The sequence below is a fragment of the Cecembia rubra genome (assembly GCF_003014575.1).
GTDB classification, from domain to species: Bacteria; Bacteroidota; Bacteroidia; order Cytophagales; family Cyclobacteriaceae; genus Cecembia_A; species Cecembia_A rubra.
The window spans coordinates 192,688-208,699 of the sequence record NZ_PYGF01000002.1; the positions used below are offsets into that span (position 1 = coordinate 192,688).

General features: G+C 38.8%; 10 protein-coding genes and 1 other RNA gene. 4 read left to right on the top strand and 7 right to left on the bottom strand.

All coding sequences use genetic code 11. The features are described from left to right. Nucleotides 1-41: 41 nt before the first annotated feature. A complete protein-coding gene (gene ald / locus CLV48_RS05640) occupies nucleotides 42-1,160 on the bottom strand; it encodes an alanine dehydrogenase (RefSeq protein ID WP_106566292.1) in 1,119 nt (372 codons plus the stop codon). Between the two features lie 442 nt (nucleotides 1,161-1,602). On the opposite strand from ald, the gene CLV48_RS05650 reads away from it, so the two are divergent. Continuing rightward, complete coding sequence (locus CLV48_RS05650) at nucleotides 1,603-4,017, top strand: alpha-ketoacid dehydrogenase subunit alpha/beta (protein WP_106566294.1); 2,415 nt, start codon at nucleotides 1,603-1,605, stop codon at nucleotides 4,015-4,017. Between the two features lie 207 nt (nucleotides 4,018-4,224). Here CLV48_RS05650 and CLV48_RS05655 read toward each other — a convergent pair whose 3' ends face one another. Beyond that, the gene (locus CLV48_RS05655; RefSeq protein ID WP_106566295.1) at nucleotides 4,225-4,899 is read right to left on the bottom strand and encodes a hypothetical protein; all 675 of its coding nucleotides are present in this window, start codon (nucleotides 4,897-4,899) and stop codon (nucleotides 4,225-4,227) included. 72 nt (nucleotides 4,900-4,971) lie between these two features. Here CLV48_RS05655 and CLV48_RS05660 point away from each other — a divergent pair, with 72 nt between their 5' ends. Next, the gene (locus CLV48_RS05660) at nucleotides 4,972-5,967 is read left to right on the top strand and encodes a long-chain-fatty-acid--protein ligase (protein WP_106566296.1); all 996 of its coding nucleotides are present in this window, start codon (nucleotides 4,972-4,974) and stop codon (nucleotides 5,965-5,967) included. A 186-nt stretch (nucleotides 5,968-6,153) separates the two neighbouring features. Here the strand turns inward: CLV48_RS05660 and CLV48_RS05665 are convergent, their stop codons facing one another. Together CLV48_RS05665 and rnpB are read right to left on the bottom strand one after the other, a co-directional pair. After that, nucleotides 6,154-7,311, bottom strand: coding sequence for a sigma-54-dependent transcriptional regulator (locus tag CLV48_RS05665; protein WP_106566297.1), 1,158 nt, complete (start codon nucleotides 7,309-7,311; stop codon nucleotides 6,154-6,156). A gap of 20 nt (nucleotides 7,312-7,331) precedes the next feature. Next, an RNA gene (rnpB, locus tag CLV48_RS05670) (RNase P RNA component class A) lies at nucleotides 7,332-7,740 on the bottom strand. A gap of 237 nt (nucleotides 7,741-7,977) precedes the next feature. Here rnpB and CLV48_RS05675 point away from each other — a divergent pair. Beyond that, nucleotides 7,978-10,416 (top strand): TonB-dependent receptor, encoded by a 2,439-nt coding sequence (locus tag CLV48_RS05675; protein ID WP_106566298.1) that lies wholly within the window; start codon nucleotides 7,978-7,980, stop codon nucleotides 10,414-10,416. Between the two features lie 180 nt (nucleotides 10,417-10,596). Beyond that, nucleotides 10,597-11,163: a DUF3109 family protein gene (locus CLV48_RS05680; RefSeq protein WP_106566299.1), complete on the top strand. Its 567-nt coding sequence runs from the start codon at nucleotides 10,597-10,599 to the stop codon at nucleotides 11,161-11,163. Nucleotide 11,164: 1 nt separating this feature from the next. On the opposite strand, the gene CLV48_RS05685 is transcribed toward CLV48_RS05680, so the two are convergent. The 3 genes from CLV48_RS05685 to CLV48_RS05700 form a co-directional block, all read right to left on the bottom strand. Further along, nucleotides 11,165-12,379 carry an arginine deiminase gene (locus tag CLV48_RS05685; RefSeq protein ID WP_106566300.1) on the bottom strand — a complete coding sequence of 405 codons (1,215 nt, stop codon included), beginning with the start codon at nucleotides 12,377-12,379 and terminating at the stop codon, nucleotides 11,165-11,167. A gap of 581 nt (nucleotides 12,380-12,960) precedes the next feature. Then, nucleotides 12,961-14,679, bottom strand: a complete 1,719-nt coding sequence (gene lysS, locus CLV48_RS05695) for a lysine--tRNA ligase (RefSeq protein ID WP_106566302.1) — start codon at nucleotides 14,677-14,679, stop codon at nucleotides 12,961-12,963. 122 nt (nucleotides 14,680-14,801) lie between these two features. Next, nucleotides 14,802-15,989, bottom strand: a complete 1,188-nt coding sequence (locus tag CLV48_RS05700) for a proline dehydrogenase family protein (protein ID WP_106566303.1) — start codon at nucleotides 15,987-15,989, stop codon at nucleotides 14,802-14,804. Between the last annotated feature and the right edge of the window lie 23 nt (nucleotides 15,990-16,012).

The following is a 16,012-nucleotide window of genomic DNA, read 5'->3' on the forward strand; positions in this document are numbered from 1 at the left end:
TGTTCAAATTGAGCAGCCTTTTTTAATTAGTGTTTTATATATTAGTCAGCGAGGTATTTTTCAACTGGCACATAGTCCATATTGAATGCCTCAGCTACAGCTTTATAAACAATGTCTCCGTTGATAACATTAAGGCCTGGAACTAATTCAGGGTTTTCTTGAGCTGCTTTTTTCCACCCTTTGTTAGCCAATTGAATGGCATAAGGTAGGGTAGCATTGGTCAAAGCCAGTGTGGAAGTATAAGGAACAGCACCTGGCATATTGGCTACGCAATAGTGTACTACATCATCAATGATGTATGTTGGGTTTTCATGGGTCGTTGGCTTACAAGTCTCAATGCAACCTCCTTGATCTACTGCTACATCAACCAATACAGTTCCTGGTTTCATGTCCTTCAGCATATCTTTTGTGATCAAATGAGGAGCTTTTGCACCAGGAATCAATACAGCACCGACAATTAAGTCCGCATGCTTGATCATTTCTCTGATATTATATTCGTTGGACATCATGGTCTTGACATTGGCAGGCATTACATCTGCCAAGTACCTCATTCTTGGAAGAGAAACATCCATGATAGTCACATCAGCACCTAATCCGGCGGCCATCCATGCGGCTTGGGTACCTACTATGCCACCACCTAAGATCAATACTTTGGCAGGGAGTACACCTGGTACTCCACCTAGCAGGATCCCTCTGCCTTTTAATGGTTTTTCCAGATAATTAGCGCCTTTTTGTATAGCCATTCTTCCTGCAACTTCTGACATTGGCACCAAAAGTGGGAGGCTTCGGTCAGCTTTTTCAACAGTTTCATATGCTAAGCAAATAGCCTTACTTTCAACCATTGCTTTGGTCAAAGGTTCGTAAGATGCAAAATGAAAATAGGTAAATAAAAGTTGACCTTCTTTAATGAGCTTGTATTCAGGTTCAATTGGTTCCTTTACCTTGATTATCATTTCCGCAATGCTATATACATCTTCAATTGTAGGTAATATAGCAGCTCCTGCTGCGGTATATTCATCATCGGAAAAACCACTTCCTATACCAGCAGTATGTTGAACATAAACTTGATGGCCTCTTTTTACCAGTTCTTTCGCACCGGCAGGAGTAAGTGCCACCCTGTTTTCATTGTTTTTGATTTCCTTTGGAACACCTATGATCATATCGTTACAATTTGGGTTTTTTAAAGAGTTGCGCAAAGATAATAAGGGCTCATGGATTTGGAACAAAATCAATTCATTTATTTTGAATTCAAGGTGCAAACATTCTGTTTTCAGAATATAATTTTATTAGGTAATATTTTTCTAAACAAAATTTCAAAAATCTGTTTTAAAAAATTAAAAATTCCGAGAATCTTTAATTTTCGTTTTTGGCTAATATTTGTATGGCATTTTGCGCACAATGCATATTCTAAAAATTGGATTAAGTTGTCTATAAAAAATTTTATTTTGTAAAAAAGAAAAATATGTCGATTATTTGGAATTTTTTTTCGAATTTTTTTGCGATTATTCTGTTTTCCTGTTTGTAAAAATAACAAATTTCCCTATTTTTGGAATACTTGGTTGACAGCCATTTACACCCAAAATAACGATTAGAGATTACAATATGACTAACGTGGCAACAATTTCAAAAAACAAAAGATCAAAAGTGCTTGATAAAGAGCAGCTTCTCAACGATTACCGATTGGGCTGGGAAAGCCGTCATGCATCGCTAATGGGCAGGAAAGAAGTCTTTATGGGGAAAGCAAAATTTGGCATTTTTGGTGATGGTAAAGAACTGGCCCAGATTGCCATGGCAAGACATTTTAAAGATGGGGATTTCCGAGCAGGTTATTACAGGGACCAGACTTTTATGATGGCCATTGATCAATTGACAATAAAGGAATACTTTGCTCAACTTTACGCACATACTTCCGTTGAGGCAGACCCAGCTTCTGCCGGACGATTGATGAACGGTCATTTTGCCACTAGATCTTTAAATAATGATGGGACCTGGAAAAATCTGACTGAGATGAAAAATTCTTCTGCGGATATTTCCCCAACTGCCGGTCAGATGCCGAAATTGCTGGGCTTGGCATATGCATCTAAATTATTCCGCCAGAATCCTGGATTAAAGGAATTGAGTCAATTCAGTAAGAATGGAAATGAAGTAGCTTGGGGTACCATCGGTAATGCTTCTACTTCAGAAGGGATGTTCTTTGAAGCGGTTAATGCCGCAGGTGTGCTTCAAGTTCCTATGGTAATTTCAATTTGGGATGATGGATATGGAATTTCTGTTCCAAATGAATACCATACTACAAAAGGCAGTATCTCCGAGATTTTGAAAGGTCTCCAGAGAAATGATGATCAAAGAGGTTATGAGATTTTTGTAGTAAAAGGTTGGGATTATGAAGCCTTGGACAGGGCGTATGAAAATGCGGCAAGAATTGCCAGAGAAGAGCATGTGCCCGTAATGATACATGTTGTTGAAATGACCCAACCTCAAGGCCATTCAACATCCGGCTCGCATGAGCGATATAAATCCAAAGAAAGATTGGAATGGGAGAAAGAGTACGATTGCCTTCTCCAATTCAAAAAGTATATCATTGATAGTGGCATTGCTTCTGAAGAGGATTTGGATCAGATTGAACAGGACGCAAAAGCATTTGTCAAAAAAGAAAAGGATGCCGCTTGGACTGCATTTTCCGGTGAAATCAAAAATGAACTGAAAGAAGCAGTTCATTTGTTAAAACAAGCTGCGGAACAATCTTCATTTAAACAGGATTTAGAAGCTTTAGCAGAAGATCTGACCAAACTTATCAATCCAATAAGAAAGGATGTGATCAGTACAGTTAGAAGGGCTTTGTGGCTGTTGAGAAAGGAAAATATTTCTGCAAAAACTGTCCTTAAAAATTGGTATCTGCAACAGCAGGAAATCAATGAGGATAGGTATAGCAGTCATTTATACAGCCAATCAGACTTTTCTTCAGAAAAAATTTCTCCGGTGCCAGTTGAATATGAAGCGGATGCACCATTGGTTGATGGAAGGGAAGTCTTGCAGGCATGTTTTGATAACCTACTGGCTACGGATCCAAGATTTTTGGCTTTTGGAGAAGATGTGGGGAAAATTGGTGACGTAAATCAGGCATTTGCAGGTCTTCAGGCAAAACATGGCGAATTAAGGGTCACGGATACAAGTATCCGGGAGGTGACAATCATAGGTCAGGGGATTGGAACTGCATTAAGGGGACTAAGACCAATGGCAGAAATCCAGTACCTTGATTATATTCATTATGCCTTGATGACCTTGTCCGATGACTTGGCCTGTTTGCAATATAGGACAAAAGGTGGACAAAAAGCACCGCTGATCGTTAGGACCAGGGGGCACAGGCTTGAAGGAGTCTGGCATGCCGGTTCCCCGATTGGAATGTTGCTCCATTCTCTAAGAGGAATGCTGATATGTGTGCCAAGAAACATGACCCAGGCAGCAGGTATGTACAATACCCTGATGCAAGCTGATGAACCAGCTCTTGTGATTGAATGCTTAAACGGTTACAGGCTTAAAGAAAAAATGCCTGCCAATATTGGTGAGTTCAGAGTTCCCTTAGGCCAGCCTGAAGTGATCAAAGAAGGGAAAGATCTCACTGTTGTGACTTATGGGTCTATGTGCAGAATTGTGGAAGATGCAGCAAAAGACCTTGCTGATATGGGAATAGATATTGAAATCATTGATGTCCAAACGCTCTTGCCTTTTGATGTGAATCACATTATTTTAGAATCTGTGAAGAAGACAAATCGGGTGTTGTTTGCAGATGAAGATGTTCCAGGTGGGGCTTCTGCATACATGATGCAGAAAGTGGTTGAAGAACAGGGAGCTTATTATTTCCTTGATGCAGAACCTGCTACATTGGCAGGAAAGGCGCATAGGCCAGCCTATTCTTCAGATGGTGATTACTTCTCAAAACCATCCATAGAAGATGTGGTAGAGAAAATATATGGAATGATGCATGAAGCTGATCCTATAAAATTCCCTGAATTATAATCTGGTTTCCTGAAACAAAAAATTGAGAGGCCGCATTGCATTTGAAGCTTTGCGGCCTTTTTACAAATTTATCAATACAGATTTTTATTTATGAACCTTTTATTTGTCCCTGATATTGCAAAAAAATTAAGACATTTTGATACTTTTTAAGCATACTAAGAAAATCTTGCTAAATCAGATTTTTCACATACTTGGGTAGAAAGCCCATTATCTCCTGCTGATTTGATTCAAGGTTACCTCCGGGCTGGAAGCAATATTACTTTTGTTTAATGCCCTATCCTGAATTTGAACGTCAATCCTGATGGTGTCGTTTCTGAAAATGGACTGCCATCCAAAAGAAAGCATTGAATATTGGATAACCCCTTCTACAGGTTGTCCTTCAGCGCTATTGAATATCCTTGGGAATCGGCCATTAAATGTTGTAAAAAATGGAGGATCTTGCCACCTAAATTCGTTAAAGGTTCCATTTCTTTTTATAAAAAATTTAACAAAGATATTGAAGTGGTCGGGGTTCTGTTCAACCCAAATTGTGTCATTTACTCTAACGTTATTCACTAGCGGGTTAATTGCCCAGTCAAGCGGGTTGAAATTAGGTGCATTGGGAGGTCTATTTGCATAAGTGATGAGTGTGCCATCATTGTTTCTCCTGAAGTTAATCTCTTGAAATGGCGGGTTGATATCAGTTGGGTTCAGTCCGAGATCGCCTTCTGCATCTTTAAACTTAATGGAAACTATTAGGGAATCAGCCCCTGCGGTGTTGACAAAAACCATGTCTTCAAAAGCAATTTCCGGAACTGTCGGAAAATTATCCGGTGTGGATATACAGGAATAGGTTATTGGTATCAGAAATAAAATGTACAGATATTTTTTTACACTGCTCATGCTGGTATAAATTTACAGGAAATCGGTATCCACGTAAAATTGCTCAATTTTCGGTATACAAATTATGAAACGATGAATTATTTCAAAAGTTTTCAGGAAGATATCCTCAATTTTAATATTCAAGACTTTGAAAAAAAGTCAATTGAATTGTTTCAATTTCAAGCCCAGAATAATCCGGTTTATAAGACCTATCTGAACGCAAGGAGGATTAATCCGGATGATGTAGGGGAAATTTCTCAAATACCTTTTTTGCCGGTTGGATTTTTCAAAGATTTCATTGTTGTATCGGGAGATATTACTCAATATGAGGGTTTTTATTCCAGTAGTGGTACTTCAGGCACAATTACCAGTAAACATTACTATTGGTCTGAAGAATTTTATCTGAAAAATGCCCTGAATTTATTTGAAAAGGAATATGGATCTATCAGGGATTTCCATGTTTTAGCGCTTTTACCTGCTTATTTGGAAAGAAAGGGGAGTTCGTTGGTAAGTATGGCTGATTATTTTATAAAGGAATCAGATTCTCCATATTCTGGATTCTATCTGTATAACCATGAGGATTTGGTAAAGGTACTTTGGGAATTGAAGGATGATACAAAAAATGTTTTGCTTTTGGGGGTGACTTTTGCTTTGTTGGATTTGGCGGAAAGCAACATTAAGTTTCCAAAAATGGAAAATCTGATAGTAATGGAGACAGGTGGAATGAAAGGCAGAAGAAAAGAAATGATCAGGGAAGAGGTGCATGAAAAGTTAAAGGCTTCATTTCACCAATCAAAAATACATTCTGAATATGGCATGACGGAACTTCTTTCCCAAGCTTATTCAAAAGGAGATGGCAAATACAATTTGCCAATCACTATGAACGTTTTACTGAGAGATGTCAATGACCCATTGTCATTAAGCTCTAAGAGACAGGGTGGAATCAATATCATTGACCTGGCTAATTTTCATTCCTGTGCTTTTATTGAGACTCAAGATTTAGGGAGATTTGACGATCAGGGGTGCCTAGAAGTCCTGGGACGATTCGATAATAGTGAGGTAAGAGGTTGTAATTTAATGGTCAATTAATTTTGTATTGGTTGAATAATTAAACATATTTGGTTTTTAAAAACTTTAAAAGCATGAAAAAATTAGCGGTAGTTGTAATGGCTCTTGGACTTTTGGCTCTTGGTGCTTGTGCTTCCAGTAAACCATGTCCTGCTTATGCCAAAGCAGTAGACAACAAAGAAATTAAAGGATAAAAAATATGCTGACTTAGTAGTCAGCATATTTTTTGACATCTTCAAGGCAGATTGTTTTATCACCCAATATAACCAATCTTTCCACTACATTGCGCAGCTCTCGGATATTTCCTGTCCAAGGAAATTCCTGAAGTTTCGCGATTGCTTCTTTGCTGATATCTTTTTTGGCAGTTCCGTATTCCTTTGCGATATCTTCTAGAAATTTATCAACTAGTAAGGCTATGTCCTCTTTTCTTTCTTTAAGGGCAGGTACTTGAATCAGGATCACACTGAGCCGGTGATAGAGGTCTTCCCTGAATTTTCCATCTTCTATTTCTTTCTTAAGATCTTTGTTGGTTGCAGCTAAAACTCTGACATCCACTTTGATGTCTTTGTCTCCCCCTACACGGGTAATTTTATGCTCCTGTAAAGCCCTAAGTACTTTAGATTGAGCAGAAAGACTCATGTCTCCGATTTCATCCAAAAACAAAGTGCCTCCGTCTGCTTGCTCAAATTTCCCAATTCTCTGTTTGACCGCAGATGTAAATGAGCCTTTTTCATGACCAAAAAGTTCACTTTCAATCAACTCAGCAGGTATAGCGGCACAGTTTACAGCGATAAAAGGGGCTTCAGACCGGTTGCTTTTTTGGTGTAGCCAGTGTGCTACTAATTCTTTTCCTGTTCCATTGGGACCAGTGATTAGAACCCTGGCATCTGTCGGGGCTACTTTCTCAATAGTCTCCTTGACCTGTTTTATAGCAGGAGATTCTCCCACCATATCCAACTTTTGGGAAAGTTTTTTTCGAAGAACCTTGGTTTCGGAAACAAGATTTTTTTTGTCCAGGGCATTACGGACGGTAAGAAGCAATCGGTTGAGATCAGGAGGTTTAGGTATGAAGTCAAAAGCTCCCTTTTTAGTGGCTTCTACCGCAGTTTCTATACTGCCATGGGCAGAGATCATGATAAACTGTGGTTGTTTATCGAGTTCCGAAACTTTCTCGAGGACTTCCAGTCCATCCATCTTAGGCATTTTGACATCACAAAGGACCAGATCGAATTCCTCTTCTTGGATCTTTTTAAGCCCCTGTTCCCCATCTTGGGCTTCGGTTACTTGATAATTTTCGTATTCCAGGATTTCTTTTAGTGTGGACCGGATGACTTTTTCATCATCGATAATGAGGATTTTTGCCATAAATATTTTTAGTTGGTTAAAAAAAGTGCAAGCCTATAAGCCGGGTTCTGTTCACTGCTTTTTGGGCAGCTTACCTGTCATTTATCTAGGCCCTGATTCACATCAGGGCTCTATCGATCTACCCATTCCGCATAAGGACGAGCAGCCCTTTTTGGGTTTAACCCAAGGCGGAACCTATTTGATCTTTCAACCCATAAGGTTTACCGTGCCCCCTTCATCACTGTCGGAGCGGTGGGCTCTTACCCCACCTTTTCACCCTTACCCCGGGCCGATAGCTATCGGTACAGGGCGGTATTTTTTCTGTGGCACTGTCTGTGATCTTGCCGTCACCATCAAGACCCCTTCCCGTTAGGAAGTATGGTGCTCTTTGTTGCCCGGACTTTCCTCTCTCCCAGATTAAACCGGAACAGCGACAAGTCAGCTTGCACTTTGCAAATAAAGGTAAATAATCCTTATGTGGCTAACGAATAATTTTAGAAAAAGTGCGGAAATGGAAAATAATTAAGCAAATACAATAAAGAAGCCTGAATATGGATGAAATCTATCGGGTTAAAATTATCATAAAAAAACAGCATTTCACAATTAGCGGGTTTTATTTGGATTAAGTTTAAATAAGAAATACTTTTGGCCAATAAATTAAATTTAATCTAAATATAAACTCCTATTATGATTAAGCTTATCACAAATTGTTTAATGATTTGGGTGTTGTCATTAGTTTTGATATATCCAAGCTATGCAATCAACGGCGAAAATAAAGAAGGAAAGTCTTTGATAGTCTCCGGACAGGTCAAATCACCTGAAGGTGAGATTATTCCTTTTGCAAATATTCTTGTTTTAGGGACTGTAAAAGGAACCTATACCAATTTGGATGGAACTTTTCAGATTTATGATTTAGAAGATGGAGAATATACCATTAAAGTTTCTGCGGTAGGCTATAAATCTTTTACAAAAACGATACAGATAATAAACGGCATTGTGAGGGAATTGGACCTGGTTTTTGAAGAAACTGGAGTTGAAATGCCTCAGATTACGATAATTGCCTCAAAAGATAGGGTTTTCAGTAGGGTGCCGGGTTCTGTAACATATATTGATGCCAAAGAGATCCAGACCATCAATCCTCTAAGTGGAAATGAAGTTTTGAGAAGGTCTCCGGGAGTCCATGTAGTGGACGAAGAAGGCCTTGGGATGAGGGTAAATATTGGTATTAGGGGACTTGATCCTGACAGGAGTAGAAGTGTTTTGGTTTTAGAAGACGGAGTTCCAGTGGCTTTGTCTCCATATGGTGAGCCTGAAATGTATTATACTCCTGTGATGGATAGAATGGCCGGAGTTGAAATTTTGAAAGGCTCAGGTCAGATTCTGTTTGGTCCACAGACAATCGGTGGAGTTATTAATTACATCACGGCCAATCCACCACAAGATGAAGAAGGGTCGATCTATATTCAAGGAGGCCAGGGAGGATTTTTCTCCGGATTGGTCAATTATGGGAATACTTTTGGTAACACAGGAATTCAGACCAGTTTGTTAAGAAAAAAAGCAGACAATATTGGTCCAACTGAATTTGATATTACTGATTTCAACACCAAGTTCCTCTTCAACATCAATGAAAATTCGGAGTTGGGGATGAAGTTGGGGATTTACAATGAAAGCTCAAATTCTACTTACATAGGGATTAACCAGGTCATGTTTGATCGAGGAGGGGCCGATGATTTCCTAAGATTGGCACCTGATGATAGACTGGATGTAAGAAGGTATTCCTTGAGCTTCAATCACCAATATAGATTTAACAAAAATGTGAGATTGAAAACCATTGCCTATGGTTACACTACCACAAGGAATTGGAATAGGCAGGATTTTACCATCAATAATTCCAATACGCCTCCATCCAATTGGACTGGTATAGTTTGGGGTGATGTGGAAATTCCAGGTGGGGCAATTTATATGAGGAACAGTACAGGTAATAGAAACAGACAATTTGAGGTGGCAGGAATTGAGCCAAGACTGGAAGTAGATTACAAAGTATTTGACTTGAAAAACGAACTGATTGTTGGAACCAGGTACCTTTATGAGAGGGCATTTGAGCAAAGAGTGGATGGTACCAGAGCTGGTGTAAAAAGCGGGAACTTGGTAGAAGATGAAGTGAGGACAGGTTATGCACTTGCTGCTTACATTCAAAATAAAGTAAACTTATCCCCCAAATTAGACTTAAATATGGGGTTAAGATTTGAAAATTTTGACTATGAAAGAGACATAAGAAGGAGAAGTTTTCCAGGCTTAGGAGTACGGGATACTGTTTTGGTAGCGGGAAATGTTATCAATGAAATTATACCGGGTTTCGGCTTTAATTACAGACCTGCACAGACCTTAAATGTTTTTGGTGGGATCCATAAGGGATATGCTCCTCCAAGGACAAAAGACGCGATTACCTCACTTGGAGATGTGTTGGATTTGGAAGCTGAAAAAAGTGTTAATTATGAACTTGGCCTCAGAACAGAACCCTTAAAGTGGTTGTTCTTGGAGGCGACCGGTTTTGTTATGAATTTCAGTAATCAAATCATTCCTGTATCAGAGTCTTCAGGAGGTGTTGGCTTTGGCTTGGTAAATGGAGGGGCCACTTTGAATAGGGGTGTTGAAACAGCTTTGGTAATGGATTTAAGCAATCTTTTTGGATTTAGCAAAACCAGGCTGATTTATGATATCAACGCTACTTTTTTGAAAGCTACTTTCTCTGAAGACCGGTTCCAAAACGGAGTAAATATCAATGGGAATAAAACGCCTTATGCGCCTGATTGGTTTATCAATTCAGCCTTAACACTGGAGACTGAATCTGGATTAGGTCTGAGATTGGTTGGGAATTTTGTAGGGAGTCAATTTGGAGATGAATTAAATACTATTCAACCATCTGTTGACGGAAGAATTGGAATTATACCTTCCTACAAAGTCTTTGACGCTGTGATTTCTTATCAGATAAAAAACTGGAATTCCAAATTCAATTTATCAGTTAAGAACCTTACAGACGAGAGGTATATTGCTTCAAGAAGGCCTCAGGGAATTAGGGTAGGTATCCCTAGGTTAATTACCGTAGGTTACCAATTCACTTTCTAAAAAAAAAATTAAAAAAATTCAAACAAAATTAAATCCAGTTCAGTTAAAAGAATGAAGGCTTTAAAAGCTTTTCTTCATAGTGCTGGGTTGAGCCGTTCTGAGAAATCAGAACGGTTCTTTTATTTTTAGAATTCAACTTATTTGGCCAAATCTCCCTAAATTTACAATAAAATTTATTCCATGATACTGATAGGTAATGCGGTGATCAGCGATGATATCAAAGAGCAGTTTTTTGTATGTGATTTGGAAAAGTGCAAAGGAGCATGTTGTGTCGAAGGAGATTCTGGAGCACCACTGGAAGATAACGAGACCGACATTTTGGAAAACATATACCCCATTGTTAAAGATTATATTACTGAGGAGGGCAGGACTGTGATTGAGGCTCAAGGTACATGGGTGATCGATAAGGATGGAGATAAATGTACTCCAACCATTGGAGACAATAGGGAATGTGCCTATGCTCTTTATGACAACAAGGGTATTTTGAAATGTGGGATAGAACAAGCCTACCTGGATGGAAAAATTGATTTTAAAAAACCGATCAGTTGTCATCTATATCCTATCAGAATCACCAAATATGACCAGTTTGATGCCCTGAATTATGATCGCTGGCATATCTGTGACCCAGCTTGTTCCTTGGGGAGCAAATTGGGAGTTCCTATCTACAAGTTCCTGAAAGACGCTTTGGTAAGAAAATATGGCCAGGAATGGTATGATGAGTTGGTCGATGAGATCGAAAACAAATAATTTAAACTTTTGACCTGCTAAGTGGCAGGGTCATGCACCTTGGACCGCCCAACCCTCTTGAAAGTTCTGAGGAAGGAATCTCTAATACTTCAACCCCCATATTTCTCAAAGCCCTATTGGTATGGATATTCCTATTATATGAAATTACCCTTCTGGGCCCAATTGCAAATACATTGGCTCCATCAAACCATTGTTCACGCATTGAATAGTCAGGATTTCCATCTGCAGTTGAAAGTATTTCCAAATGAGGGATTTCCTTTTCCAAAACTGTAAGAAGAGATTCGTTTAGTACCTGTCTTTTAATGTGTACTTTGTCACCCTCTTGCTCTTTAAGGGTATAAAGTGAAGTTTGTAGGACTGCATTCAAAGCATCCGGATAAGTAAGCACCAAGTTTTCGTCCAAAATAGTGAAAACTGTGTCTAGGTGCATGTATTGCCTTTTCTTTGGAAGATGTACTTCATAGACCCTTTCGACTGTTCCTTCTGCCAGCAAGGCTTTGGCCGCATGGTAAATCGCCTTTTCTTCTGTTCTTTCAGAATTACCGATAGCAACGGCTTTTTTTGATAAGATGATCACATCTCCACCTTCAATGCTTGGTGGGTTATCATGTCCATTTACCGGATAGAGGGTGTTGACATGTTCCATAAATTCAGGGTGATTTTCAAAAACTGCCCTGAGAAGATTGGCTTCTCTTTGGCGTCCTTCCATTTTCATACTGGAAAAAATTATTCCTCCAGGAGTGATGGCCATAGGGTCTCTTTGAAAATAAAGATTCGGGCAAGGGGTAATCACAAAAGCATAATCCATCAGCTCAGTTTTGGGAAGGTTAGGGATCTTTCTTTTGAGTTCGTGAACCTTAATGCCAGCTGTAAGAGCCAGTGCACACTCTGCAGTTGAAAATCTTTCTAAAATGTATTCCTTGAAATGGGTAAGTCTGTTTCTTTTTAAAGCATCATCCATCAAAGTTTCCAATAAGTCCCTTTTTGATAAAGTCTGCATTAACAGTTCTTTTAATCTATAAACCTGGGCTCCGGTAGTTTGCTTAATGAGGTCAGTGAAATAGTCATGCTCTTTCTGCATTGCTTCCAGATAGGGAACATCTTCAAACAATAAGAAATCTTTGTTGTAGGGCGTCAGCCTGTCTATTTCTTTGCCTGGCCTGTGCATTAGCACGGCTTTTAATGTTCCAAATTCTGAATTGAGTCTGAGGTTCATGGTTGAAAAAGTGTTTTGATTAGAAATTTTGTAGAATATCGTAAAAATGATTTATAATTTAACAATAAAAAGGTAAAATATTTGCAAGATTTGATAAAATAGGTTGTTTTTTCAACCAATAGGATTATGTTTAATATGTGTATCCGCAATTAGACCAGTAACCAATTTAAATTGGGTCTTGAATCAACCTGTTATTAATAGATATTGGATCCGCCTGGGCGGACAAGTTATTCATTGATATTGGTTTGAAATCGTAGGTTTATTCTATTGTGATTATTCTACTGGCATGAAAGCGGACAACCATGATGTTTAATTATGACAAAGGATACCAAGTTAAAATTTTTAATTCCGTGAATTTTACTATTTTTCTGGCATGAAAAATTATCAATTTCTGGTTTACCTGGCTTTAGGGGTCTTGGTTTTTTTTATAATCAAGCCTTATAATTTCAGCTTCGAATTTAAAGATTCAGCCTACACTGTGGGATATAGTATGCCTTGGACCATATTATGGGTGGGCTTTGGAATTATTTATTTAATTATTAAACAAAAAAACCGGGCTTCCTGAACCCGGTTTTTTTTTGTTAAGCCAACCAATTTTCTACATCTTCTTTTGTAGGATTGGGTGTTTCAAGTTTCAGTTTTTTCCTTCTACCGCAGACATCATTGAATAATTTGTTGACATCCTGTTCCTTTAATTGTTCAATAGTATGAATATTCAAATCCCTTATCGCTGGGATCAGTGCTGCAGGAATACCCAATTCAATAAAATCTTTATCTGAAGCAATTTTTATTTTCTTTTCAGGGCGCATTTGAGGAAAGAACAATACTTCCTGGATAGTGGATTTGTTGGTCAAAAGCATAGTTAGTCTATCAATTCCGATACCCAATCCAGAGGTAGGGGGCATTCCATATTCCAATGCCCTTAGGAAATCCTCATCCATCGCCATTGCTTCATCATCTCCTCTGGCAGCTAACTTCAATTGATCCTCAAAGCGCTCTCTCTGATCAATTGGATCATTAAGTTCTGAATAAGCATTGGCAATTTCTTTACCATTGACAAATAGTTCAAATCTTTCTACCAGTCCCTCTTTGCTTCTGTGCTTTTTGGCAAGAGGGGTCATTTCAACAGGGTAATCAGTAATATAGGTAGGCTGGATCAGATGGTCTTCTACTTTTGCCCCAAAAATCTCATCGATCAATTTGCCCTTACCCATACTGTCATCGATTTCTATACCAAGGTCGATGCATGTTTTTCTCAAAGCACTTTCATCCATCTCGCTTACATCCACTCCAGCATATTCCTTGATGGCATCAAACATGGTCAATCTCCTGTAAGGGCCAGCAAAGTCTATCGTATTTTCACCAACTTTCACTGTTGTATTGCCATGGATGGATTCAGTAACTTTTTCAATTAGCTCTTCCACCATTTCCATCATCCATATGTAATCTTTGTAGGCCACATAGATTTCCAAAGATGTGAATTCAGGATTGTGAGTTCTGTCCATTCCCTCGTTTCGGAACATTTTACCAAACTCATATACGCCATCAAAACCGCCAACTATGAGTCTTTTTAAGTATAGTTCATTTGCTATCCTCAGGTAAAGAGGCATGTCCAATGTGTTGTGATGGGTTTGGAATGGTCTGGCAGCTGCCCCACCATGAACTTGTTGTAAAATCGGTGTTTCCACTTCCAGCCAGCCATGATCATCAAAATACTTGCGCATATTGGTGATAATCCTGGATCTAGTAACGAACACCTCTTTTACCTCTGGATTTACAGTCAGATCCACATACCTTTGTCTATATCTCAATTCCGGATCGGTAAATCCATCGTATACATTACCTATTTCATCCCTTTTTACCACAGGAAGCGGTTTGACTGATTTGGAGAGGATTTTCAGTTCAGTAACATGAAGGGAAATTTCTTCAGTCTGGGTAGTGAAAATATAACCCTTCACACCTATAAAATCTCCAATTCCCAAAAGTTTCTTAAAAACCGTATTGTAAAGTGTTTTATCCTCTCCTGGGCAAATGTCATCCCTTCTGATGTAAATCTGAAGTCTTGCCGTCGAATCCTGGATTTCTGCAAAAGCAGCGGAACCCATTATTCTCCTGCTCATCAGCCTTCCAGCAATGGAGATATTTTTATAGTCGTTTTTATTGTTTGCGTAATTGCTGTGAATATCTTTTGCTGTTACGTTGATAGGGAAGGTTTCCGCAGGATAGGGGTTTATCCCTAATTTCATCAATTCCTCACGGTCTTTTCTTCTCTCTAACTCCTGTTCGCTAAGTAATTGCATTTTGTTTAATTGGTTTGATATCAATTTATTTGGAACCCGGATGAGTTATCTTCACCAGGTTACATTTTTCTTTTTCTTTAGCAGATCCTGATTTAAGGAAAATCTATTATCGGATTGTTGCTTCAATTATTTTTAATTTTTCTCCTTCTCATTTCCTTTTTGATCAGGTCAAATTCCCTACTGCTCTGTCCGGCTACAGAGGTGTTTTCTTCTGCTCTCCTAGACAGGTAAGGCATTACTTTTTCAACCGGACCGTAAGGTACATATTTGACCACATTATATCCTGCATCCGCAAGATTGAAGGAAATATTGTCACTCATTCCATAAAGCTGCGCAAAGTAAACTCTTTCGTCATTTTCTGCCAGTCCATAATCTCCAATTAGTTCGGTCAATAGGAGATTGCTGTGTTCATTGTGTGAACCTGAAACCAGGTTCATGGTCTGGATATTCTCCATACAATATTTTACAGCTGCGTCGTAATCTCTGTCTGTTGAAGCTTTGTCAGGCTGTATTGGGCTTAGATATCCTTTTTTTAGAGCCCTTTCCCTTTCTTTTTCCATATAAGCTCCCCTTACCAGTTTTGCGCCAAGGAAATACCCTTTATCAAGTGCTGTTTGATGGGCATTTTTTAATCTCTGAAGCATATCATGCCTATACATTTGATAAGTATTGAATACCACGCAGGATTCTTTGTTGTACTTTTCCATGGCTCGGTAAACAAGGATATCCAAAGTCTCCTGATACCAAGAGTCCTCAGCATCAATTAAAATTTTGGTTCCTGCCTGGTAGGCGGCCTCACAGAGCTCATCTACTCGTTTTTCAAGTTTTTGGAATGCTATTTCCTCTTTACTACTGAGTTTTTGCCCTTCCTGGATTTTAGTCATAATATTGAAATCACCCAGGCCGGTGACTTTGAATACAGCAAAGGGGATATTTGGATCTCCTGCAGACCTTTCGATGGTTTTTAGGATTTCATTTTTTGTAGCCTCATAGCTTTCCTCATCTCCTTCTCCTTCTACTGAATAATCCAAGATAGTTTTTACACCGTATTCGGCCAGTTTATTTACTGATTTTTCACAGTCTTCGATACTTTCGCCTCCACAGAAATGACCAAACATGGTTTTTTTCATGATCCCATTGATGGGTAATTTCAATGCAAATGCCAGATCTGCCAACTTGATCCCAAGGCTGACAGCTAGGTTATTATTCATTGTAGCAAAGATGTAGTACATCTTTTTGAGTTCTGCATCCGATTTTGAAGCAAAGGCTACTTCTAAATTCTCAAAAGAAATTTTGGGTTTTACTGACATAAAGGTTGAATCAGGCTGCAAAT